The following is a 23,057-nucleotide window of genomic DNA, read 5'->3' on the forward strand; positions in this document are numbered from 1 at the left end:
CGTCATTCATATCTGGGCGGCATCAGCCCGCTCGCCTTCGAAGCCAAGGTGGCTTAATGAGAGAGGTGACCGGCACAAAACCGTTACAAGTCCAGAGCCTGTAGTGGTGAGCGAAGCCTGAGTATCCTGGAGGGCGAAGACCCGCCAAATGCGCGTGCCGTCGCCGGCAGAAGCCCTTATCTCCTCGGGTCACATCACAGACTATCTCGTCCCCCTCGGTGATCTCTTCAAAGGCCTCCTGCTCTAAGATACTGACATGCAGGAATGCCGAGTCTCTCAGCATTGGCACGTCCATGAATCCAAATCCACGCGCTTGGTCAAAGCGCTCCACAACGCCACGGACCGATTCCGCGACTGTTTCCGGCTTCGTTTATCCCGGCCTCTGCCCTACAAGCACGGTCGCGCCGATCTACGACGTGTTCCCGATCACGATGCGCAACCGCACGAAAGAGCAACGGTCGATGCGAACCTGGCCTACGACGCCGATCTGCTGGGCGGCACGCATAGGCCGGACCATTACTTTCCACAGGGTCGACGATAGCCGACGCTAACGGCTATCTGGTGGCCAGCGGTCGTTGCGCCTTTGTCAACCTCGATCACCGTAAGGCGGGATGACCCACGCCCCAGAAATCATACCATTGATAGGATAGCTCGTCAGATCGCGCACGGTCATTGCTGATCCAAAAGCGCTGATAGCTTCCACCGCGATCGCAAGAAACTAAGGCTGCGACCGCACGCCGGTTTCCGACGCTTCTGCAGATAACTCCCGATGATATCGGCAGTACAGCGCACTGCCTTACGCGTCCTGACAACCTGCTTCTGGCAGACTTCTAACGCCTGACGGTTGGCGGTGACGATCCGATCTCCCGCCGCGATGCTCGCGAAGGCCCAAGGCCTGCGACCTGTATCGTGCTCTGCCCGTCCCCCGCATAGGCATGCCGAGCATGCACGCCGCCATCCGTTCCGGCCACTGCCAGCTCGCCGGCACGACACGCGCGACGATGCCGGCGAACACCGCCTACACGGTCATGCCGACGACAATCCCGTCAATCGCCGTCCAGACCAGCAACCGGCTTTGCTCGTCGCCCCGCCGCGCCGACATGGTGACGCCCTAGCCATCGCCTTCTAAGCGCTCCGCGCGGGTTGCCCGTGGCGGCTGGTACCTTAGAGCTTTCCGACCTGGCATCTCGTTTATCGCTGGTTCGGAAAGCTGCACGACAGCGGCAGGTTCGCTGTTGCAGGGGCCCTCCACCCCATCAGATCAACCAGAAACCACCGCGACGTTGCGCCGCATCGCCGGCGCCGAGAACAGAAAGCACGCGATGGCCAGCGGAATGAAGATGGCATGGACGAGCAGGAGCGAACTGCCGACGCGGGCATCGTCATGAAAGATGAAGTCGGTGAACACCGCGACCATAGACGGTCCGAGCCCCAGTCCGAGTAGATTGAAGATCAGCAGATACACTGCCGAGATCTGACCGCGCATCCGCGGCGGCGTACCGATCTGCAAGGCCGCCGCCGCTATGCCCGTATGGCTCGCCACTGCGGTGTAGGGGATGAAAGCGGCGACGGCGAGGAGGGGGCTGTCGGTAAACGTGCCCGCCGCAACCGCTGCCAGTTGCAGCAGCGCGGCGCACGAATAGAATATCAAGTGCGCGTCGCGACGGCCGGCGCGGAACCAGCGATCGACCACCATCCCCATGCAAATCCCGCCGAGCACGCCCGCGAAGAGCGTCAGCGCACCCGTCACCCACGCCGCCGATTGCAGCGCCCAGCCATGATGGCGGATGAAAAAGGTCGGTAACCAGGCGGTCGTGCCGTAATTGCACATCGAGAACAGGCCGAAGCCGATGAAGTGGCCCGCATAGAAGCGGGGTTCGGCCCGAAGATGCATGAACGCGCTGTCCGCACCGCGTTCCTCGGCCTTCGGACGGCGACCGCGGCGGACTGGCTCGGGCACGGTGAAGATCAACGGCGCGATCAGGAGGCCCGGCAGCCCGATCACGAAGAGCGCGACCTGCCAGCCGACCAGCGTGCCTACTAGGGGGATGGCGATGCCCCCGGCAGGGACGGTCGTAACCACATATCCCGCCGCGACTGCTGCCATCGCACCGCCTAGCGAGGCACCGGTACCCATGACCGACATGGGGAGCGCCAAGCGGCTAGGGGGGAAGATGTCGCTCAGCAGCGAATAGGCAGCAGGCGCGAGCGTCGCCTCGCCAGCGGCCACGCCGATACGCCCAAGGAGCAAATGCCAGAAGCGTGACGCCAGTCCACACCCGGCGGCCGCGATGGACCAGCAGACAATCCCGGCGAACACCACCTTGCGACGTGCGCCATGATCGACCATCCAGCCGATCGGGATGCCCAGAACGGTGTAGAAGATCGCGAACGCGAAGCCTTGCAGCAGGCTGACCTGGAAGTCGCTGATACCCAGTGACGCCCGGATCGGCCCGACCAGCACGTTGAGCACCTGCCGATCCACGAATGACAAGTTGTAAAGAAGGAAAAGGACAGCGACCGTCCACCAAGCGATGCGCGCAGGGGGATAGGATGGGTCTGCAGGACTGTCCGCCATAGTGATCACCTTGTCCTGGCGCTGGTTACGGCTGCCACCATCTCTTTCGCTGTGTGAAGCCGGACGGTTCGGCACCGAGGCTAACCGCAAACCGGCCGATTCGCGACCTCTCGATCGCGGCGTGGCCGCGTTGCGGCCGGCTATCGCCAGCACGATAGATGGCCCTGCGGACTGGTCAACCATCGCGATGAGCGTAGGCTTGCATCGCGATGAGTGTAGGCTTGCGCTCCGCAACCATGTGGCACGATCGAGCCCAGTGGCGGACAAACCGCCCGGACACCCGTCGGCGGAGGAAATGATGCAAACGGTAGATCCTTACGCACCCGATGCGCTGGCGAACAGCGCGGGCTTGCACAACACGCTGCCCGATCGATGTCCTGTCACCTTCGGCAGCGGCGCACATTTCTGCCCCGGCGCATGGACCGCACGGCTGGAAGCCAAGATCGCGCTGCGCCTGCTGATCGAACGTCTGCTGAAACTCCGTTTTATCGCGCCGATCACTTATTTCGATGCGGCCAACTTCTTGATCGTGCCAAGTTTCCCCTCGGCGTGGGACCGATCATGAAGCCGCTCGCAGGCAAGGTCATCGTGGTCACTGGCGGCGGCCGGGGCGTAGGGGCGGGCGTGTGCCGTGAGGTCGCCAGACTGGGCGCGAACGTGGTGGTTGCCGACATCGACGACGCCAAGGCGATCGCGGTTGCCGATGAAATCACCGCCGCCGGAAACCGGGCCGAGGCCCGGGCCTGCGATGTCGCCGACTGGCACGCCGCCGCCGCCCTGATCGCGGGGTGCGTCGATCGTCACGGTCGCATCGATGGTCTCGTCAACGCCGCGGGTCTAATGCGGATGGGCACATTGGTCGAGATGACCGAAGGTCTGTTCGACGCGATGTTCACGGTCAACGTCGCGGGCACCGCTTATTGCGCGCATCATGCCGCCATCGCGATGAGCGCGCAGGGATCGGGCGCGATCGTCAATTTCGTGTCCGGTTCGCAGATGGGAATCCCCGAGATGGGGGCCTATGGCGCCTCGAAGGGGGCGGTCGCATCCTTCACCTACACCTGGGCGCTCGAACTCGCGGGCGCGGGCGTCAGGGTCAATGCGGTGTCGCCGATGGGGATGACGCGGATGGTGGACGTCGCCACCACCTATCACGACGAGCGCAGCCTGCCGCATCATGTGAACGTAATGCCCGATCCTTCGGCCAATGCCGGGACGATAAGTTTTCTGCTTTCCGACAGGGCGAAGGACATCACCGGGCAGATCGTGCGGGTCGAAGGCAACCTATTGTCGCTGATCGTTCATCCCGCGATCGCCGCCCCCGTGCTCGACCGGCCCGAGTGGGATTTCGAATCCGTAGCCGACGCCTTCGATCGCGACTTACGCGCCCGTTTGTTGCCAGTTGGTGTCTCTAGTCTCGAAGTGCGGCCTGCCGCGGGCGGTACGAACATGTGGCATGCCGAAGATGCGCCGACGAAGCGATAGTGTAAGTCATATAAGTTGTTCGTTTCCTGCCGAGCGCTAGTACCATTGTATACCAGTATCGCATGAGCGATGTATTGGAATATCTGAATTTTTATCTTTATCCGATGGTATGTTTGGATACCATGACTTCAGAAAAATAACATCATCTGCGACTAGTAACGACGCTGATGGTGAAGGGCGCGCAGACGCCCGCACAGGGGGAAAACAGGGTATGAAATCCAATTCGATCGAGCGTTTGCCGCGACTCGCCATCATCGCGGCCGCCACTGTCTGCGTGCCGGGCGCCGCCCATGCACAGGCGTCGATCGCACCTGCGGTCCCACCACAGAGCCCTGCGCCGGGGGATCCGGTTGCAGCCCCCCCGGGCGGGGCACCCGCCTCGGCTGCTGCCGCATCCGGCAACGCCCCCGACGGGCTGGACATCGTCGTCACCGCACAGCGGCGCAGCGAACGGCTCAGCAGGGTGCCGATCTCGATTACCGCGTTCAACGCCGCCACTCTCGCGCGTACCGGGGTCAGCGACGCGCGCGCGCTGACCCAGATCACACCGGGGCTGAACTTCCAGTCCGTCGGCTCCTCGGCGCAGCCGGCGATCCGCGGGATCGGCTCGACCGGCTCGTCGGTGGGCGACAGCTCGAACGTGTCCCTGTATATCGATGGTGTCTATCAGCCCTTCCAGGCTGCCAATTACCTCACCTTCGTCGATGTCGAGCGTATCGAGGTGCTCAAGGGGCCGCAGGGCACCCTCTTCGGTCGAAACGCAGCCGGCGGCGCAATCAGCGTCACGACCCTCGATCCGGTGTTCGAGACAACAGGCCGCGTTCATCTGAGCTATGCGCGCTTCGGCGACGTCGAGGGCGGCGCGTACATTTCCACGCCGCTTGTCGACGACAAACTCGCCTTCAACCTGTCGGCTAATTACGAGCGGTCCAGCGGTTTCCGCCGCGACATCAATCTCGATCGCAAGTCGGGATACGTCCGCGCGCTTAAACTACGCGGCAAGCTGCTCTTCCGGGCGAGCGATACCGTCAACGCGGTGGTCTCCGGCTATTTCAATCGCGTCAACGATCTCACGACGTTCGGCAACCAGCCGCTCGACGGGAATGCGCAGGTGCGCTCGCTCCTGCCCAATGTCTTGATCGCGCGAAAGAAGAACACGTCGGCGATCGAGTTCCTGCCCGTCAACCGCGTGCGTTCCTATGGCGGCAGCCTGAAGCTGACCGCGGATTTCGACTGGGCGACGCTAACCTCGCTCACCGCATTCGCGAAGAACCACCAGTTCATCTACACGGACTCGGATCTCACCCCCGTGACGTTCTCGCACACGCGAGCCTACTTCAACGACGACACCCTGTCGCAGGATCTGACGCTGACATCGCCCGGCGGAAACCGTTTCAACTGGATCCTGGGGCTGTCTTATTATCGGGAGCGTGGCAACTATCAGGCGCGTACTAGAGGCGGCAGGCTCGTTTCCGATCCCAATGCGCCGCTGACGTTCGGCATCAACGTTGATAGCTCGGACATCGACGCCTACGCGGCCTTTGCCGAAGGCAATTACAAGATCACGGATCGGCTGACGGTGATCGCCGGCGTGCGCGTCAACCACGACCGGCCCAGCCTCACCGGCAATCGGATCGTTCCGGTGACGGGCGCACTCGGCGCGCGCGTCGAAAGTTCGGACCGCTTCTCTAGCGTTACGCCGCGCGGTTCGCTGCGGTACGATATCTCCTCTCGCGTGAACGTCTATGCAAGCTACAGCCGCGGCTTCAAGTCGGGTGTGTTCAACGCAAACGCGCTTCAGGCGACCGCCGTCAAGCCCGAGACGGTCGATGCGTTCGAGGCTGGTATCAAGGGATCGCCCTCGCAGTCCCTGTCGTTCGACGCCGCCGCCTATCATTACAACTACAAGAACCTCCAATTCTCGTCCTTCGGAGCGAGCGGTCTGCAGACGCAGCTGCGGAACGCGGCACGCGCCGAGATCTACGGCTTTGAAGCCAATGCGACGGTGGTGCCGCTCATCGGTCTCAATCTGCGCGCGGGGGTTGCCTACACACATGGCGAATATACCGATTTCATTGGCGCGCAGGGATATCGCCCAACCACCAACGCGCAGGGCGTCCCGATCGGCGGCAACACGTCCTACGGGTTCGATGCCTCGGGCCAGCCCCTGATCCGCACGCCCCGCTTCCAGGCCAATGGGACGATCAGCTACGAATGGAACGTGGCGAACGGAGCCACGATGTCGGCCGATCTCACCGGGTCGCGCACAGGGCGCCTTCGCTACGACCTCGGGGGCAATACCCAGCAGAAGCCATTCCAGATCTTCAACGCAAACCTTGTCTACACCACCGCGGATCGCCACTGGCGTGGTACGCTGTTCGGCACGAACATCTTCAACTCGCTGCCAATCGCTGGCATCCTAATTTCCGGGATCGGCACCAGCGTGACGTACCAGCGCCCGGCGACCTACGGCGCGCGTCTGGAATACCTTTTTTAGGAGGGCGGCCGAGACCCTGCTTCGGATCCAATGTATAAACAGCATGGCGAGAGATTGGTCAGTGTCGGGCACCCTCCTGATCGCACTAAATGCAGCCGCGTTGATCTGGCTTCTGGGAGCGTCTGTGGTGGAAATAGCGCGTTTCGGTGCGGGCGGTTTCTTTTGGGCGATCATCCATTCCTTCGGCTCACGTTCTGATTAAAGGAGCCGTGACAGCCTGATTCTAGGCGGCATGAGCGGATATGACCTGACCGACTTCGAATGGCGCGCAGCGACAGCGTCCGTGCGGTGTTATCCATAGGTATCTCCGGATAGGACGCGCAGAGACGCGGCGCTGGTGGTCGCACCAGCCCACGGCCCTGAGCGCATCAATCTTGGTTAAGGGCGGCGCTGGCGCCGCCCGGTTCGGATCACTTGTCCTGCTGCGCGCCCGGCAGATCGGAAGCGATCAGGGCGGCCACGTCGGTGACGGGGATGCCCTGGCGGTCGTTGAACGTGCCTGCCTTGGGCCATGACACGCCGCGCCCGATCGCGAAGGCGGCGCGGTACTTGCGCATCATGTTCTTCGGATCGTTCGCCACCTCGTCCATCAGGAAGGGCACAGTCCAGACCGACCGCTTGAACGGACGGCCGAACGCTGCCTCGAGCTTGTCCGCGACCTCGCCGTAGGTGACGGTATCGCCGGCCAGGAAGACGATCTCGTTGCGGATCGTCGGCTCGAAGAACACGATCTCGGCAGTCAGCACGCCGATGTCGTCCGGCGTGGTCAGCGTCACGGCGGTGTCGAGGCTGCCGAGTGCATGAACCTCGCTATTTTCTAGATCGACGACACCGAAATCCGGCTCGAACAGGTAGCTCATGAACATGCCGGTGGAGATGATGAAGCTCAAACCCGTTAGCCAATGGCCAGAGCTTCGAAATGCCGCACAGGCCCAGTTGTCCAAGTTGGCCGGTAATCCCTGATCGGGCGGACAGCTTGTTAGAGAATGAAACCGTTAGTCCAAAGCGGGAGTTTCGGGAGCCAGCTCGCGGAGCAATGCCAGTTCTCGGTAGAGGGTGGACCGTCCAAGTCCGAGTTGCTTCGCAGCCTGCGCGGGGCGGATGCCGGCCTCAACCAGCTTAAGCGCCGAGGCGAGCTTGTCGGTGTCGAGCGTCGGCCGACCCGGCACCTTCGCGGGCGGCGCCAGCGAGGCGGTCCCTTTCCGCCGAAGCGAGTGAATGCCACCGCTGCTCCAGAAAAATGTCGAGGAGATTGTCCTCGTTCCCGACGGTCTGGCCCTTCTCGTAGGGCACGCTCAATTTCCAGCAGACGTCGGCCACGATCTCGTCGTAGGGCGGACCTTCACCACCGCGACCGAGATTCATCAGCGAGTTTCCGCCATAGAGCCGGAGTTCGTCGCCGATTAGGGCGTGATATCTGCCGTGATCAGGATGGTGCTGCTTATATTCGTCCTTCACGTCCAAAAAGTTCGTGAGCTTCGCGGTGATGATGCTCACCAGCGGTTCGAGTTCCTTGTTCGTCGCGAACGACAGGACGGCATAGAGATCGCCGCCGCGCAGACGATCGAACATTTCCCTCATGCCGCAGGCTCTCCTTTCCAATGCATCATCGCACGACTGATGCATGTGTGCATGCCTCCATACCGGCAATCTAATTTTTCGTGGTAGTCTTCCAATTACACAAAGTTGCAGATCAAGCTGCGACGCCGGTTTCTCGCCCGACGGTCGGGAACTAAGCCCAAGGGTCTGTGCAAAAAACGGCCGGGGCTGTTGAAAAATGCGCCGCTGGTGGCCGGGTCCGGTTGGGGGCGGAATGACACCCCAACGCATAACGACCCCGTCTCGCATGGGATGGTATTTTGAGACAGAGTTGAAAAATCGGCTGCCACTGCAGGTAACCAATCAGCGTCTTGAGGTACCCGCGTTAGAACATTCGGCGTTTTTGTACCTCATCGGTGCGCAACCGTGTACCCGCTTGAATGCGGTGCTGAATGCAGCTTCCGACGTGTAGCCAAGCGAATACGCGATGGCCGCTATCCTGTCGCTTCCGTTTCTTAGGCGCTGTTGAGCAAGAACCATACGCCAGCGTGTCACATACTCCATCGGGGGTATCCCAGTTAAACTCCGAAAGCGTTCCGCAAATCTGGAGCGTGACATGCCCGCGGTCGCTGCAAGCCTGGCGATTGTCCATGGATGAGATGGATCGGCGTGGATTGCCTGCGCCGTCCGCCAAATCTGTGGGTCGGATTGGGCAAAGAGCCAGCCTGTTGTGCGTCCGGCACTTTGGCTCAAGTAGTGGCGCAGCGTATCAACGAGCAGCAAATGCGACAGGTGACGTACGGCAGAAATGTGGCCCGGCGCCTCTGCCGATAATTCTTCCCGCAGTCGCTCCAGAAGCCAGCGCAGGCCGTTCTGACCCGCAGCGTCGCGAAGGGGAAGGATGCTGGGCATCGCACCGAGCAGCATTGCCGTCTGCGGACCCGTGAAGGCGAAATGCCCAGCCATCAAGACCGTATCTCCACCGCCGTTTATGGTCGCGGTGCGATCGCTCCATGCCTCTTCGAGTATCTTGTCGATACCTGTCGACGCGAAAGAAAGATCGCGCGCGATGGTAAAGGATCGGCCACTCGGCAGGATCACACAGTCCTCCGCCGAAAGGCACAGCGGCACTGCCTCGCCTTCGACACTTAACCATGCCCGACCCGAGGCAACGGCATATACTTTGAGCCCGTCATGGGCTGGAAACCGTATCGCCCAGGCTCCGCCCAGATCGAATGCACCGGCAACGTGAGTGACCGGGAACAGGGTCGACAGCACGTCAGACAGGGGATCTTGTGACATCAACGTGGGACGATCGCGAATGTTAAATGGACCGAGACGCATAGTTCGTCTCAGTGTACGGCGCTAGATTGTGTCTCGGTAAACGCAAACATGAGGTCGCACAGATATGATCAAGATGCTGATCGGCTTTCGCCGTCGTCAGGGAATGAGCATGCAGGAGTTCAAAGACTACCGGCGCGATATCCACGCACCGCTACTTTTCAACCTTCCCGAATCGGAAAAAATTAGACGATTTGTCGTATCCTATCCCGTTGCCGCACCTGGCTGGCCAGAGCCGACCTTCGATGCAGTCGTGGAGGCATGGTTCGACTCGCTTGATGACCTGAATGCACTCTACACTTGCGAAGCCTTTCAAGAGGTGGTCGACCCCGATCATGCCAACTTCATCGATCTAGCGTCGGTCAGCCGGATCGTTTCAGAGGAGATAGTCGTCGTTGGTTAGCCGTCTCCTGTGAGCATCAGGCTGACGTGGCAACCTGATGCTCCAGCGCGGCATCAGCGTACCGGCGAGATGGCGAACGGCGCGAAACCAGTCGCCTTCATAACATCGGTGACCAGCAGCATGACCGCCTCGACGCCACGGGCCGTTGCGATACCGCCAAGGTCTAGAATCTCGGAATCTTGCCAGCCAAGATCGTGAAGCAGTGACCTGACCAATGACTTGGCACCGGTGTTGTCGCCCGACAGATAGGCTGTCGGATTTCCGGTAAGCGAAGCCGGGTTGCTCATCACCGACGACAGCATCGTATTGAGCGTTTTGACGACGTTTGTCCGTGGCAGGGCGGCCTGCAAGCGCTCGGCGAGGCTGTCTGTTGGATACAAAAGACCCGATGGAGCGCCATCTTCATTACGGCTGGTCGCGTTCGCCACATCGATCAGCAATTTGCCCGAGAGCGCGTCGGCTAGGGCGGTGAGTCGCTCGACGCTGCCGGCTCCCGGCGTTGCATTAATCACGATCTGTGAAGAGCCAATGGCTTCGTCGTGGGAGGCGAATCGCACGTCAGGTCCCGTCCAGTTTCGCGGGAGAGCGATGTCGCGGACGCCGATGGTGATCGTATGTCCTGCTTGCGCCAAACCGGACGCGAGGCTTGAGGCAACGCGGCCGGAGCCGAGGATGGCGATGGTGGTCATGCAGTGGTCTCCGAAGTTGGGGATAACGAGGCCAGGAGGGCCTGTTGGAGCGCCAGTGGCGCAGCGAGAAAATCAGGCGAACCGGCCGTCCAGCGGCGGCCGCGAAGGTCGACGACAGTTCCGCCCGCTTCGCGGACGAGCAACGCCCCGCCGATAAGCCCGGCGCGGACGCTGCCATGCTGCCAGAAGGCGTCGAGCCTGCCTGCGGCAACGTCGACCAGTTCGAGCATGCTCGGGACGGATAATCGGACTAGAAGAGCAGTATCGAGAAGCCGTCCGGCCGAACGGACCATGGCAGTACGGATCGGGCGAGCTTCGCCCGGGCTCGCCTGCCCGCTCGAGATGATGGCGGCCGCTATTTCGTGCTTCGCAGAAACCGACAGGCGCTCGCCATTCATGAACGCGCCACGTCCGGCAATCGCGCTATAGGTCTCGCCGGTCAACGGGACCGAGATCGCAGTCAAGATCGGCTCCCCCTCACGCACAAGGGTCGCAGTGACGGCCCAGCCCGATCGTCCGTGCAAATGGTTGACGTTGCCCTCGGCCGGGTCGACCACCCACCAATCGCCTGACGGCAGCGCACCTTGTTCCTCCTCGTCGGAAGCCCAGCTCGATCCCGGAAGCGAGGCAAGCAACGCCTGGCGGAGCTCGTCTTCGACGGCGGCATCATTGGCCTCAATACCGGCGAGCAGATCCGCCAGCGTCGTCGGCGGAGGCGTTGTGCGAAACCGGGTAAGAAGCGTTTTTCCGGCCGTCTCGACCGCGCGGATAGTTTCAGCGAGCAGCGCGTCGTCTTCGTTGCGTGTCATGGTCGTCGTTCTCGTGTTGATCTATGGGGGAAAACTAGCCTTGACCCGCAGCCTCCACTACTCGCCTTCCTGATGACGACATCCGTGCAACCCAAAGCGATGAACCCGCGGAAAACCGCGCGTCAGGGCCGCTCCGCAGCTACGGTGGACGCGATAGTGGAAGCCGCAGCTCGCATTCTGGAGGCGGCCGGACCATCAGGTTACACGACGAACGCTATTGCCCAACGGGCTGGTGTCAGCGTCGGATCGCTGTACCAGTATTTCCCGAACAAGGATGCGATCACGCGTGCGCTTATCCGCCGGGAGCTCGCCATACTCGAGGCACAGATCGCCGCAATCAACATCGGCTCGACGAACCCGTCGCCGCTAGCGCGGCTGGTCACCGTCGCTGTCGGTCAGCAGCTGGAACGCCCCCGGCTTGCCCATATTCTTGAGGCGGAGCAGGAACGTCTTGGGGCGGACGCTGATATCACTCCGGTCTATGAGCGAGTGGTGGTCATGATGTGCGCCATTCTGCAGTCGGCCGGCTTCGCAGCGAGCTGCGAGCTAGCACAGGATATCGCATCGCTGATCGCCACTGTCGTCAATCCGGCAGCGACGCGCGGCGATGACGACCGTGCTCGCCTCGAAATGCGCGCGCGGGCTGTGGTGATGGCCAGGCTGTCGACACCCTGATCTAACAACACGTCAGCGAACCGAGATTACCACCGATGTACCCGACCCGGACGCGCCAGCAATTCGGGGTATCACCAGCCGGACCAGTCATGATCGAAGCGGGTCAGCCGTTGTCGCGAAATTCCGGGTAGAGCGACATGCCACCATCGACGAAGAGTGTTGTTCCGGTGACGTAGTCCGCTGCATCGGAAGCCAGCCAGAGGACCGCTCGAGCAACATCTTCGGGCTCGCCGATACGGCCATAGGGGATAAGACGCAGAAGCTTAGTCAGCGCCTCTTCGCTGTCCCACGCTTCTTTGTTGATTGGCGTGCGAATAGCACCGGGCGCAACGGCATTGACCCGGATACCATCGGCTGCGACTTCCTGCGCCAGCGACCGCGTCAGCATCCGTACACCGCCCTTGGCCGAAGCATAATTGAGATGTCCAGCCCACGGAATGATCTCATGCACTGAGCTCATCGCAATGATCGCGCCAGCGCTACGCGCCGGCCGGCCGCCCTTTGGTTGTGTGCGAAACCGTCTTACGGCTTCGCGCATGCACAGGAATTGCCCGGTTAGGTTGATGTCGATGACCATGTTCCAATCCTGGAGCGACATATCGGCAACGGTGGCATCCTTCTGCACTCCGGAGTTTGAGACGAGCACGTCGACACGACCGAAAGCGGACACCGCCTCATCGAAAAGGCGAAGGACATCCGCTTCCTGCGAGACATCGGCCTTGACGGCTATAGCCTGACCGCCTTGGGCGTTGATCCGAGCGGCAAGTTCATCAGCCGGCTCGGCCTGAGAATGGTATGTTATGGCGACAGAAGCGCCAGCGAACGCAAGCGCCTCGGCGACCGCAAGGCCGATACCTGAGCTGGCACCCGTGACGACTGCGGCGTGGCCGGTGAGCGGTTCAGATGAAGACGGCACGGGAAATGTCTCCGGATCGGGCGGATAGGGATAAGGTTGCTAGAAAGTTGGCTCAGAATTCGAGCCTAACGCGCAAATTCTTTGCGATGATCCTGAATGAAATCTCCGAACGTGTGCGGTGGCTTGCCGGTGAGACGCTCGATCTCAAAGGTCGGATCGATGTCGTGATGACCAGCGACGACATCAGCGAATTGCACTACCAGTCCCTTTGCCATCCAATTTGAGTTTCCCGTCAGGCGAAGGATTAGCCAGAACAGCGGTGACGGAAGGTCGAGGTAGCGCACCTTGTGGCCGATAGCCTTGGAGAAGCGGGATGATGCTTCCTTCATGTCGATTGTCTCCGGCCCAGTCAGAAAATAGGTTGCGCCCTGATGACCGTCTTGGGTCAGCACGGTCGCGGCCACGCGGGCGACGTCGCGCGTATCGACCCACGAAACCGAGCCGCTGCCTGTCACCTGCGGCAGGAATCCCTTAGTGATTGGATCTTTAAACCAGAGAAAATTTTGCATGAATGCTGTCGGCTTCAGGATCGTCCAGTTGATCCCCGATGCACGCAAATGGTGGTCGATGAGGGCATGGGACTTTGCCCAAGGTACGGGCGATAGCACGTTGCTGTCAGACGCGGATATCTTCACGATCCGGTCAACCCCCGCATTTCGAGCAGCATCGATCGCGGCTGTCTCTTGGTCGACCTGCTGGGGTGTGGGCGGCGTGATGAGAAACATGGTCTCGATGCCCCGCATGGCGGATGTTAGCGTCTCTGGCCGGTCGAAATCGCCAATTATGGCATCGATGCCCTTCTTCTGGAAGTCTTGCACCTGCTCCTCCTTGCGGCACAAGGCACGAAACGGCGTACCTGTTTCTTTGAGCAGTCGGCAGATTTCTCCGCCGATGCCACCAGTCGCCCCTGATATCAAAATCATGTCACAGCTCCTTTCACGAAGCGTCGTTGGGAGAAGGGAATGGCGCCGTTCGGTCCAGCCACTCGGTCAGTATGACGTTCATTTCGCCGAGAATGCGGGTGGCGTCTTCGATACGATCACGCCCGATCCTTTCAGCGATCTCCCTGTCGAGGGTCGCGACAGCTTGTTCGGCACTGGTAACCGCAGCCAAACCTGCCCGGGTAAGGACGACGAGCTTGGCGCGTCGATGATGCGGGTTGTCTTCAAACGCGACCATGCCGCGCTCGGCAAGGAGATCGACAATGCGCTGCACAGCTTGCCGGGTCAGGCCCATGTTGCGAGCGATGGACGCGGTGGGTAGCGGAACCGGTGAATAACGCAGTGCACCCAAGACCTGCCACCATGCGCTGGTGAGACCGAGATGCGCGACGCGTTCATTGCCAGTCGCGATCAATCGACCGCTCGAAGCAAATACCGCTATCGCCAGCTCACGCACTTCAGTGATTTGTTCGGACAATAGACAGCACCATTCCAATACGACAGCTCGTTGTCAAACTCAGCGGTCGCGTGAAGGTTCCTCGAAGCTGAGCGTGCCTTAAGCGCTGTTCTCGCGATCATCGCATCGACTGATTCTCATTGGGATCGAATCTCGGGAAAGCGTCAGCCTTTTTTAAGCTCGGCAGCCCCAAGGTCGTGATGCGCGATGCTCGCCGCCAAGGCGTCGATGAAGACCCGTACCTTTGCCGAGAGGCTGCGATGGCTGGGATAGACGGCGTGGATCACGGTCGGGTCGCGCCCGATGGTCGGACGCAGTTTGACGAGGCGGCCGTCCGCCACGAAAGAGCGGGCTAGAAAGTCCGGCAGGTGTGCAATCCCGGCACCGGCCAGCACTACGGGGAGCAGGGCAGCGGCGTCAGAGATGGCGATGACGGGCGCCAACTCGATCCGACCGGCATCGCCTAGTGCGTCGTCCAGGTACACTGTCGCCCGGTTATGATAGCCGATCAGGCTGTGGTCCGGCAGGTCGGCGGCACGGACGGGCATACCGCGCGCTGCGAGATACTCTGGGCTGGCGCACAACCACGTCTCCGATGTCAGTAGCCGACGCGCTATGAGGTCGCTGTCCGCCAAAGGTCCCACGCGGATCATCAGATCGGCCGGCTCGGCCGGCATGTCGATAAACCGATTTTCGACTGCCAGCACGACCCGGACCTGCGGGTAGCTGGCCATGAACGCCGGAAGCATCGGCGCGACCAGTGCGGTCGCGATCGTGAACGGCAGGCTGACCCGGAGTGATCCGGCGGGGACGTTATCAAGGCCGTCGAGCGCCGCTTCGGCCTCATCGACGTCGGCCAGAATGCGCAGTGCGTGCGGGCGGAAATGGGTGCCGGCGTCGGTGAGCCGCAGATGCCGGGTCGAACGATCGACCAGGATCGCACCGACATCGCGCTCCAGTCGGGCAAGCGCCCGGCTGACCCCGGACTTCGGCAGTCCAAGGGCGCGCGCCGCGGCGGATACGCTCATCAGATCGGTGATGCGCGCAAATGCACGCAGGTCGGACAATTCCATGGCCGTTCCACTTCCTGCAACACCCTGTCGCGATCAGGCAGCCTAATCATGTCAAGGTGCAATGACTATCCTCTCTGTTGTCACGCAGCAGGAGGTGCGAGGGGTATGGACAGCGGGGAGATTGGACCGATGGTGGCCGTCGCAGGTGCGGCAGGCGACCTGGGGTTCCGCATCGTCAAGGCGCTGATCGCCAAGGGTGCTTCCGTGCGCGCACTTGTCCGGCGTCCGGTCGACAAGCTGGCGCTCGGACGTGTCGAGCAGGTTGCGGTCAATTTCGATGACGCCGTGGCGCTCACCGGCGCGCTCATCGGAGCGACGTCGGTGGTGTCGGCGCTGAACGGCACGGCGCCGGTGATACTGGGGGCGCAGGGGAGGCTCCTCGATGCCGCTGTGGCGGCGCGTGTCCCGCATTTCGTGCCGTCCGACTTCAGCCTCGACTATCGCACCACACGGCCGGGCGACAATCGCAACATGGATCTGCGTCGCACCTTCGCCGCACGGGTTGATGCGGCGCCGATCCGGGCGACCTCAATCCTGAACGGGCCGTTTGCGGATTTGCTTGAAGGCGAGGTGCCGATCGTGCTGCATAAGCTTCGCCGCGTCCTCTATTGGGGCGATGCCGACCAGTTGTTCGACTTCACGACCAAAGACGACGTCGCGGCCTTCACTGCGGATGTGGCGATGGATGCAAGGGCACCACGCTATCTGCGCATCGCCGGCGATCAGATCAGTCCGCGCGGACTGGCGGCGCTGCTGACCGAGATGGATGACCGGCCCTGGAAGCTGCTGCGTGCCGGTGGCATCGGTCGCCTGAGCGGCGTCATCGCCATCGTGCGCGCACTGACCCCCCACACCGATGCGCCGTTCCCGGGCTGGCAGGGGATGCAGTATTTACGCGATATGTCGACCGGCCGGGGCAAGCTGCACGACCTCGACAATGGGCGCTACGGCAGAACCGACTGGACGCGCGCCGCGGATGTCCTCGCCCCCACTCTCTGAGCCTCCGATCCCAGCGAAAGGACAAACACGTCATGACCGACACCATCGCCCCGTTCCCGATCCGGGTCGCAGATGCCGAACTGGCGGATCTCGCCGATCGATTGGCTCGTACCCGATGGCCGGACGCCGGCACCGTCACAGATGGCAGCCAGGGTCCCACGCTTCGCGCCATCCGACACCTCGTCGAGCGCTGGCAGCAAGGATATGATTGGCGGGCGGCCGAGGCGCTTATCAACGCCTGGGGCAGCAGCCGCACCGTCATCGACGGGACCGGCATCCACTTCCTCCATATCCGCTCGCCCGAACCGAACGCAGTTCCGCTGCTCTTGGCCCATGGCTGGCCGGGGTCGATCCTGGAGTTTCGCGACCTGATCGCGCCGCTGACTGACCCTGCCGCGCATGGCGGCGACGCGCGACAGGAGTTCCATCTGGTCATTCCGTCGATGCCGGGGTTCGGCTTTTCCGACAAGCCGACCAAGCCGGGCTGGAACGTCGGCCGGGTGGCCGGTGCCTATATCGAACTGATGCAGCGGCTAGGCTACGGCGAGCACTGGGTCGCACAGGGCGGCGACTGGGGCGCGGCGGTCGTGTCGGCGCTGGCGCACATGCGCGCGCCCGGCCTTGCCGGTATCCACCTCAACATGGTCATGTTCCAGCCGACCGACCAGGAAGTGGCGGCGGCATCTGCGGAAGAGCAGGCGATGCTCGCCGACATGAAGCGGTACGAGGCCGAACAGTCCGGCTACATGAAGCTGCAGAACACCCGCCCGCAGTCCGTCGGCTTCGCACTGGCCGACTCCCCGGTCGGTCTCGCGGCCTGGATCTACGCCCTGTTCCAGGACGTGACCGACAGCGGAGGCAAGCCGGAGCGGGTGATCCCGCTCGATCATATGATCGATGACATCATGCTCTACTGGCTGCCCAATGCCGGGGCCAGCTCGGTAAGGTTCTACTGGGACAATGCGCAGGCGCAGGGAGGTATGCAAAGCGATCCGATCCCGGTGCCATCGGGCGTCAGCATGTTCCCGCGCGAGGCGCTGCGGCTGTCGCGTCGCTGGGCGGAGAAGAGGTTCGCTAAACTGCTTCACTACACCCAGCCCGATCGTGGCGGCCACTTCGCCGCGATGGAAAATCCCGCGGCGCTGATCGGCGACATCCGGGCGACATTCGCTTTGGAAAGGTAATGTCATTCTCGATTGGGAACCTCCAACGGGACGACCGTCACCGACGCAAAAATGCGTCGTATCTCCGCCAAGGCTTTCCCAAAATATGTTCCCAAAATATGAGTCCCAAAATTCGCTGTTTGAGATGGGATAACGGGACTCATGCTGGTTGGTTATGCGCGTGTCTCGACCTCCGATCAGGACCTGACGCTACAAACCGACGCGCTGACCAAGGCCGGCTGCGGGAAGCTGTTCACCGACAAGGTGAGCGGCGCGAAGCTGAACCGGCCCGGTCTGACCGAAGCTCTCAATTTCGTGCGGGCCGGTGACACGCTGGTGATATGGAAGCTCGATCGCCTTGGCCGTTCGATTGGGGGCCTGATCGAACTGGCGGCGGACTTGTCCGCTCGCAAGATTGATTTCCGATCGCTGACGGACGGGTTCGACACGGCCACCCCATCGGGCCGGCTGCTGTTCCATATCCTCGCTTCCGTCGCGGAGATGGAGCGCGAACTGATAAAGGAACGGACGATCGCCGGATTGGCAGCGGCACGGGCAAAGGGCGGCACGGGCGGAGGCCGCAAGTCGGTCATGACGCCCGACATGGTCGACACGGCCCGCAAGCTGCTCAAGGCCGGCGACAAACCGGCGAAGGTCGCGAAGCTGCTACAGGTCGGCCGTTCTACCTTCTATCGCCATTACCCTGCGGCCGAGCGCGAACCTGGCTAATTGGTGTCAGAAGATCGTCGCGTAGTAGGATTGCTCGAACCGGCCCCGGCTGATCCGGGCCATGTGGTCGATCCGTTCCGGCACCGGGGGCGGGCGGCGGGTCCGTGCCGGTCGTGCGTCAGGACGGGCCAATAGCACGAGATTGGCAATGGCCGCGCCCAACAGAAACTCTTCCTCAGCACCGCGCAGGCCGCGAAGGTGCAGGCGGGTCAGCCCCCGCTTCCCCTTGGCATCGGCAAACACTCGCTCGACGCCCCGACGCAGCCGCATCGACTGCTTGAATAGGGGCGTCTGCATCTCGCCGCGCACCAGCTCGCGCACGTCCTCATGTTCGCTGTGCGTCACCGACCTGTTGCTGCCTGCGGTGCATTTCCGTTTGAGGTGACAGGCGCGGCAGTCGGCAGGACTGGCGCTGTATCGGAGGAAGCCAGCCCGACGATCGGCACCGCGAAAGGGCAGTGTCTTCCCAGCAGGGCAGACATAGCGGTCCTGCTCCCGTTCATAGCGGAAGGCTTCGCGGGGGAATTTGCCCTTGGTCTGTTCGGATCGTTCCAGCACCGGGATATGCGGGATGGTGCCATGATCGGTGACGAACGCCAGGAACGCGGCGCTGCCATAGGCGGTGTCGGCCGCGACACGCTTTGGCCGGTAGCCGAACCGATCGTCGGCCCGTGCCAGCATGGTCCGCCCCGCATCGACTTCCGCCGCGAATCGGGCGGGACTGGCCTCCACATCGATCGTCACCCCTCCCGGAGTATCAATCAGGACATTGAAGACATAGCCGAACCGGCCCCGCGCCGTGCGCGCCGACCACGCCGACGCCGGATCGGTGCGCGACACCTCGGCCGGCTTTCCACGCCGTACGCCATATTCCTGCGGTGGAGCATTGGCTTGATCCGCCAGCCATTCACAAACCGGGCGGGGAAGCCGGGGCGCTGCCATGTGGGCGTCCCGCATCATGCGCTGCCAGCTTGCATCGGCCGCGACGAAGGATGCGTCGATTCCAGCATCCTTGTGGGCGATCAGCCCCGCGTCGGCGCAGCGCTGCACCGTCTGCTCGAACAGGATGCTAAAGATGCCGGCATCGCGGAAGCGGCCATGCCGGTTCTTGCTGAACGTCGAGTGGTGCGGCGCCGGCGCGTCGAGCGGCAATTGGCAGAACCAGCGATAAGCGAGGTTGAAGCGGACTTCCTCGCACAGACGGCGTTCCGACGTGATGCCATAGAGTCGAGCGATCAGCGCCATGCGAACCAGCAGTTCGGGCGCAATCGAGGGACGTCCACGGCGACTATAGTGCGATGCGAGTGCATCGCGCAGTTCACCTAGGTCGATCAGCCCGTCTATCCTGCGTAGGACGTGATAGGCGGGGATCATCGCTCCCAACGCCCGCCAACTTGCGCCCTTGCCGCCTCGCTGTTGCTCACCCATCATGGCCGCTGCTCCCGATGTGTCGAAGCAGGGAACCCGTTAGGAACGCGATCGGATCATCCGGCCTTTTTTCAACAGCCCCATTTGTTTTACGACACGGGGTCGCAGCAGCTGCCGACAAACTCACGCCGTTCGCCCATCGAGCCGCAAATGACAGCTTCCGCCCAATTGCCGCCACCAGATATCTCATGCATCATGATAACATGAGGTATTACGCTGCTCTTCTATTCGCTGCGCTTGCAGGGTGTGGACTAAGTAACGGCAAGTGCGAGCTTCCTGGATCGGAGAAGGAAATCCGTGACTCACTTGCCATCAACCTAATCGCAAGGACTTTTGCCTCAGAGCATGTAACCGACAAAATTCCTCAGGCGTACCTCCACGAAAATCCTGAGTGCTGCTCTGTGAAGCCAATGAAAGTGTCGCTTTGGGATACGATAGTGTGGGATCGGTACAGCTTGCCTAAGTACAAAGTGGAAGTAAGTGCCGGATATCGTGCAGCGGGAAACACCTATGTTTATGAAAGCTTCGGAAACGGAGACTCATGCGGCCGTGTTGCCGATACATTTGGCATGGAGCATATTATCGAAGGACTTGAATCACCCAGCATTTGTCGATCCACCGATCTGAAGAGACAAGCTGGGAAAATACCAGTAATCTGTGCGGCCGACTCCAACGCTCGTGATCCAAGCGTCTCAGTATCGATGGTTGAAATCGGAAAGATGGTACAAGTAAATAAAGCAGAAGCGACCGCGCTCTACGCAAACTAATCCGTCAATCACTCGCGCTGACGCATGCTACCGACCTCATCATACGCTTTGATAACTAAGAAAGGTCTCGTCCGCTTCCCACCATAATTTGCCATTTCACGACAAGGCGGTCCGGTCGGCGGTCGTAAATCTGCCGGCGAAAGTGCCCTTAACCCGATAGCGGCCGTTCAGCAGCAGCGAGGCCAGCGCCGAACGTCGCACAACTTTTCGGTGAAAGGCATAGGACGCGCAACCGCTCACGGTAATGGCTACCCAAAACTCCACCCAGGGGCCCCATGCAACCAGGCCTAACGCCGCCCGTGCAGCGTATATAAATGGCAGGTGCAGGACGTACATCGTGAACGAGGCATCGGATACGTTGTTCACGATGGGGGGAACCTGCCTGATAGACAGCGATGAGCGAATGATCAGTGCGGCCGCAGCCGGGGGACAGAACGCTGCGCCAAAGTTCGTCAGCGGGATCTCTATCGCCGCCGGATCGACGATTACAGGTAGCTGAGATATAAGAAGATACCAGAGCACGTACGCAGTTCCAATCATCACCAACACTGCAATCGGCAAACGGGTGCTGCCAGTGATCTCCGAAAGCAGTGAGGCTGAGCGAGACATGGCAAAGCCGAGCAGAAACAATGGCGCATAACCGACGATAAGCCGCCATTGCATCGCCGAAAGCGCGCAGTCGGGGGGCGCGAACCGCGCGACAGCGTGGCTTGTTACCGTCATCAACAGGGCCGTCAGGCTAGCGACGATGACGAGTAGCCGCATCTGCCAGCCAGAGCCGCGGTCGATCAGATGATCAAGTCGGGTAAAAATGCCATGGTGCCCATCCAGCTGATGCGCGCCGAAACCCAAGACAGTGTAGAGCATGAGGGCGATGAGGAACCAGAAGTGGTACCAGTCCCAAAGCCTGGGATCCGCTTGCGTTTCGGGGTTTGCATATATGAGCAGGCTCATGAGCGGCGACAGAGCGAGGATTCCAAAAATCGACGGGACGCCGATCTGGTTCAGACGATCGATCAGCCAACGCTTGTCAGATGAGCGACGCAGAAGAGAATGACTGCTTAAAAAACCGGCGATGACGAAGAACACACCCATTCGAAAAGCATGCGAAAGACTAGCTAGAAGCGCCATCCCGGGCATGCTCTCAAAACCAAGCGTGCCGTGTGTCAGCAAGCCGCCGAGCATGAGGGCGGCACGCCATGTACACAATCCGTCGATCCAGCCCCTCGTCAATGCTCGTTCAGCCACGCAAGCCCCCTGTTCGCCTGGCCGGGTCTATGTGAGTTGCGGCCCACACAGATTTGTCCCGGGCTGAGATAACCGCTTAGAAAGCGTTAAATGGACGCCTCGGGTTAATATAATGTAGCCGGCGGCATTCAGGTGTACTCCGTCGGGGGCATAAAAGTCGCCCGGACGGCCATTCACAAGAAATTGACGGGCAACATCGACGAAGACGATGTCACTTGCGTCTGAGGCGATGCCGGCGGCCTGCCGATTGTAGCTTCGCTGTTGCTCGGCAAAGGCGATCCGGCCCGGGCTGGGCTTGATGGAGATCACGAAAGTCGGAGTGTTGCCGTAAAGCCGCCGTTTGATAGCAATGATGCCTCGCAATTCGGCGACAACAGTGTCGGTGCCAAGGCCGTCAGCAATGTCATTGTCGCCCAGATATAGAACGATCGCACGTGGTTTTTCTTTTGAAACCTCATTGGCGAACATCTGGCGGACCGCTTGGATCGTTGCCCCATTCACCCCTCGATTGTACGCGCGCCACGGTGCCATATCGGTGGCAAGCGTCGTCCATTTGTGCATGGTCGAGCTCCCGACGAACCAAAGCGAACAGGAACCGCCTGCGGCAGGGGGGAGCTTGGCATGGCGTTCAGACCACTTCTGGAAGGCGAACCAGCTTGTGAGGACTGTAAAAAACACCAAAGCTGCTAGCAACAGCTTGCACCATTCGGGCCACGCAGCGGTTCGTTCAGCAAAGGGGGGCATTCTCTTTAGACCGACTGTTGAGAAGGGCGATTAAGGCTGCTTTTGCGAGCCTGATGGCATATGGCCGAGTGGGTCGGGATGCCCAGCCTATTCAAAGGATCAACTTGGAGGCAACGCTGCGCAAGAGCGATAGCTATCCGCCCGGTTCGAAATGATTGCATTCCACCCCCTTCAGATATTTTGCGCCGGGAAATCGCTTCAGTGTCCAGAACGCTTCAACCTGCACGCGGGACGCGACGTACGTAAATCTGAAAAGACCCTAAAAGGGGCCGGGCACGCGCGCCGCTTGGGCAGATTTCGCCCACTTTCGGACGCTCTACGGAACAGCTACCCTTGTCGGATGAGCCTGTTTGAACGGTATGTCGCGCATTTGAAGCGAAGGGCATTAGGCCTATCTTGGGGGCATTGATATTCGGCCTCTTCAAAGGAGGGCCTTCCATGGGTGCTCGCTGCGTTGGCACTTGGTATTCCAGCGTCGCTGGTAAGCGTCCGGGGTGCGCTGAGATTGGACGGTCGGTTGTCTAAGTGGATATCGACTGGCATCTTGCTGCGATGTTCATGTCGATCGGCATTCCA

25 protein-coding genes are annotated in these 23,057 nt (G+C 61.2%); 10 read left to right on the forward strand and 15 right to left on the reverse strand.

Annotated features, from left to right (window positions below):
• Positions 1–22: 22 nt before the first annotated feature.
• On the reverse strand, positions 23–331 hold the full coding sequence (locus GGR39_RS17615; RefSeq protein WP_183618837.1) for a cold-shock protein: 309 nt from the start codon (positions 329–331) through the stop codon (positions 23–25).
• Positions 332–944: 613 nt separating this feature from the next.
• Here GGR39_RS17615 and GGR39_RS16615 point away from each other — a divergent pair.
• On the forward strand, positions 945–1,115 hold the full coding sequence (locus GGR39_RS16615) for a hypothetical protein (RefSeq protein WP_221226204.1): 171 nt from the start codon (positions 945–947) through the stop codon (positions 1,113–1,115).
• A gap of 146 nt (positions 1,116–1,261) precedes the next feature.
• Here the strand turns inward: GGR39_RS16615 and GGR39_RS16620 are convergent, their stop codons facing one another.
• Positions 1,262–2,578, reverse strand: coding sequence for an MFS transporter (locus tag GGR39_RS16620; RefSeq protein WP_183618841.1), 1,317 nt, complete (start codon positions 2,576–2,578; stop codon positions 1,262–1,264).
• A gap of 298 nt (positions 2,579–2,876) precedes the next feature.
• Between GGR39_RS16620 and GGR39_RS16625 the strand changes: the two genes are divergently transcribed.
• The 3 genes from GGR39_RS16625 to GGR39_RS16635 all read left to right on the forward strand — a co-directional run bounded on the left by GGR39_RS16625 (position 2,877) and on the right by GGR39_RS16635 (position 6,560).
• Positions 2,877–3,143 (forward strand): hypothetical protein, encoded by a 267-nt coding sequence (locus GGR39_RS16625; RefSeq protein ID WP_183618843.1) that lies wholly within the window; start codon positions 2,877–2,879, stop codon positions 3,141–3,143.
• 23 nt (positions 3,144–3,166) lie between these two features.
• Entirely contained in the window at positions 3,167–4,063 is an 897-nt protein-coding gene (locus GGR39_RS16630) for an SDR family NAD(P)-dependent oxidoreductase (RefSeq protein WP_183618845.1), read from the forward strand.
• Positions 4,064–4,274: 211 nt separating this feature from the next.
• Positions 4,275–6,560, forward strand: coding sequence for a TonB-dependent receptor (locus tag GGR39_RS16635; RefSeq protein ID WP_183618847.1), 2,286 nt, complete (start codon positions 4,275–4,277; stop codon positions 6,558–6,560).
• A gap of 410 nt (positions 6,561–6,970) precedes the next feature.
• On the opposite strand, the gene GGR39_RS16640 is transcribed toward GGR39_RS16635, so the two are convergent.
• From GGR39_RS16640 to GGR39_RS16655, 4 genes are all read right to left on the reverse strand, one after another.
• Positions 6,971–7,450 carry a Rossmann-fold NAD(P)-binding domain-containing protein gene (locus GGR39_RS16640; RefSeq protein WP_246388970.1) on the reverse strand — a complete coding sequence of 160 codons (480 nt, stop codon included), beginning with the start codon at positions 7,448–7,450 and terminating at the stop codon, positions 6,971–6,973.
• 105 nt (positions 7,451–7,555) lie between these two features.
• Positions 7,556–7,729 carry a helix-turn-helix domain-containing protein gene (locus tag GGR39_RS16645; protein WP_425490614.1) on the reverse strand — a complete coding sequence of 58 codons (174 nt, stop codon included), beginning with the start codon at positions 7,727–7,729 and terminating at the stop codon, positions 7,556–7,558.
• A complete protein-coding gene (locus GGR39_RS16650) occupies positions 7,680–8,141 on the reverse strand; it encodes a hypothetical protein (protein WP_183618849.1) in 462 nt (153 codons plus the stop codon). Before GGR39_RS16650 ends, GGR39_RS16645 begins: the two co-directional genes overlap by 50 nt.
• A 321-nt stretch (positions 8,142–8,462) precedes the next feature.
• The gene (locus tag GGR39_RS16655) at positions 8,463–9,401 is read right to left on the reverse strand and encodes an AraC family transcriptional regulator (RefSeq protein ID WP_183618851.1); all 939 of its coding nucleotides are present in this window, start codon (positions 9,399–9,401) and stop codon (positions 8,463–8,465) included.
• A gap of 106 nt (positions 9,402–9,507) precedes the next feature.
• Between GGR39_RS16655 and GGR39_RS16660 the strand changes: the two genes are divergently transcribed.
• The gene (locus GGR39_RS16660; RefSeq protein ID WP_183618853.1) at positions 9,508–9,843 is read left to right on the forward strand and encodes an EthD domain-containing protein; all 336 of its coding nucleotides are present in this window, start codon (positions 9,508–9,510) and stop codon (positions 9,841–9,843) included.
• 53 nt (positions 9,844–9,896) lie between these two features.
• Here the strand turns inward: GGR39_RS16660 and GGR39_RS16665 are convergent, their stop codons facing one another.
• Positions 9,897–10,532, reverse strand: coding sequence for an NADPH-dependent F420 reductase (locus GGR39_RS16665; RefSeq protein ID WP_058736491.1), 636 nt, complete (start codon positions 10,530–10,532; stop codon positions 9,897–9,899).
• Entirely contained in the window at positions 10,529–11,341 is an 813-nt protein-coding gene (locus tag GGR39_RS16670) for an inositol monophosphatase family protein (protein WP_058736490.1), read from the reverse strand. Before GGR39_RS16670 ends, GGR39_RS16665 begins: the two co-directional genes overlap by 4 nt.
• Positions 11,342–11,413: 72 nt before the next feature.
• Between GGR39_RS16670 and GGR39_RS16675 the strand changes: the two genes are divergently transcribed.
• A complete protein-coding gene (locus GGR39_RS16675; RefSeq protein ID WP_058736489.1) occupies positions 11,414–12,016 on the forward strand; it encodes a TetR/AcrR family transcriptional regulator in 603 nt (200 codons plus the stop codon).
• 103 nt (positions 12,017–12,119) lie between these two features.
• Here the strand turns inward: GGR39_RS16675 and GGR39_RS16680 are convergent, their stop codons facing one another.
• From GGR39_RS16680 to GGR39_RS16695, 4 genes are all read right to left on the reverse strand, one after another.
• Positions 12,120–12,932, reverse strand: coding sequence for a glucose 1-dehydrogenase (locus GGR39_RS16680; protein ID WP_183618855.1), 813 nt, complete (start codon positions 12,930–12,932; stop codon positions 12,120–12,122).
• Between the two features lie 65 nt (positions 12,933–12,997).
• A complete protein-coding gene (locus tag GGR39_RS16685) occupies positions 12,998–13,855 on the reverse strand; it encodes an SDR family oxidoreductase (RefSeq protein ID WP_183618856.1) in 858 nt (285 codons plus the stop codon).
• Positions 13,856–13,868: 13 nt separating this feature from the next.
• The gene (locus tag GGR39_RS16690; RefSeq protein ID WP_183618858.1) at positions 13,869–14,351 is read right to left on the reverse strand and encodes a MarR family winged helix-turn-helix transcriptional regulator; all 483 of its coding nucleotides are present in this window, start codon (positions 14,349–14,351) and stop codon (positions 13,869–13,871) included.
• A gap of 143 nt (positions 14,352–14,494) precedes the next feature.
• Entirely contained in the window at positions 14,495–15,403 is a 909-nt protein-coding gene (locus GGR39_RS16695; RefSeq protein ID WP_183618860.1) for a LysR family transcriptional regulator, read from the reverse strand.
• 129 nt (positions 15,404–15,532) lie between these two features.
• On the opposite strand from GGR39_RS16695, the gene GGR39_RS16700 reads away from it, so the two are divergent.
• The 3 genes from GGR39_RS16700 (at position 15,533) to GGR39_RS16710 (ending at position 18,294) form a co-directional block, all read left to right on the forward strand.
• Positions 15,533–16,402 (forward strand): NmrA family NAD(P)-binding protein, encoded by an 870-nt coding sequence (locus GGR39_RS16700; RefSeq protein WP_246388972.1) that lies wholly within the window; start codon positions 15,533–15,535, stop codon positions 16,400–16,402.
• Positions 16,403–16,434: 32 nt separating this feature from the next.
• Positions 16,435–17,586, forward strand: a complete 1,152-nt coding sequence (locus GGR39_RS16705) for an epoxide hydrolase family protein (protein WP_183618871.1) — start codon at positions 16,435–16,437, stop codon at positions 17,584–17,586.
• Between the two features lie 141 nt (positions 17,587–17,727).
• On the forward strand, positions 17,728–18,294 hold the full coding sequence (locus GGR39_RS16710; protein WP_183618873.1) for a recombinase family protein: 567 nt from the start codon (positions 17,728–17,730) through the stop codon (positions 18,292–18,294).
• Positions 18,295–18,300: 6 nt separating this feature from the next.
• Here GGR39_RS16710 and GGR39_RS16715 read toward each other — a convergent pair whose 3' ends face one another.
• A complete protein-coding gene (locus tag GGR39_RS16715; protein ID WP_183618875.1) occupies positions 18,301–19,725 on the reverse strand; it encodes a transposase in 1,425 nt (474 codons plus the stop codon).
• A 185-nt stretch (positions 19,726–19,910) separates the two neighbouring features.
• On the opposite strand from GGR39_RS16715, the gene GGR39_RS16720 reads away from it, so the two are divergent.
• Positions 19,911–20,489: a hypothetical protein gene (locus tag GGR39_RS16720; RefSeq protein ID WP_221226205.1), complete on the forward strand. Its 579-nt coding sequence runs from the start codon at positions 19,911–19,913 to the stop codon at positions 20,487–20,489.
• A gap of 96 nt (positions 20,490–20,585) precedes the next feature.
• Here the strand turns inward: GGR39_RS16720 and GGR39_RS16725 are convergent, their stop codons facing one another.
• Complete coding sequence (locus GGR39_RS16725) at positions 20,586–21,737, reverse strand: acyltransferase family protein (RefSeq protein WP_183618879.1); 1,152 nt, start codon at positions 21,735–21,737, stop codon at positions 20,586–20,588.
• 27 nt (positions 21,738–21,764) lie between these two features.
• The gene (locus GGR39_RS16730) at positions 21,765–22,298 is read right to left on the reverse strand and encodes a GDSL-type esterase/lipase family protein (protein ID WP_183618882.1); all 534 of its coding nucleotides are present in this window, start codon (positions 22,296–22,298) and stop codon (positions 21,765–21,767) included.
• Between the last annotated feature and the right edge of the window lie 759 nt (positions 22,299–23,057).

Origin of the sequence: Novosphingobium fluoreni, assembly GCF_014196615.1 — a bacterium.
Taxonomy (GTDB): Bacteria; Pseudomonadota; Alphaproteobacteria; order Sphingomonadales; family Sphingomonadaceae; genus Novosphingobium; species Novosphingobium fluoreni.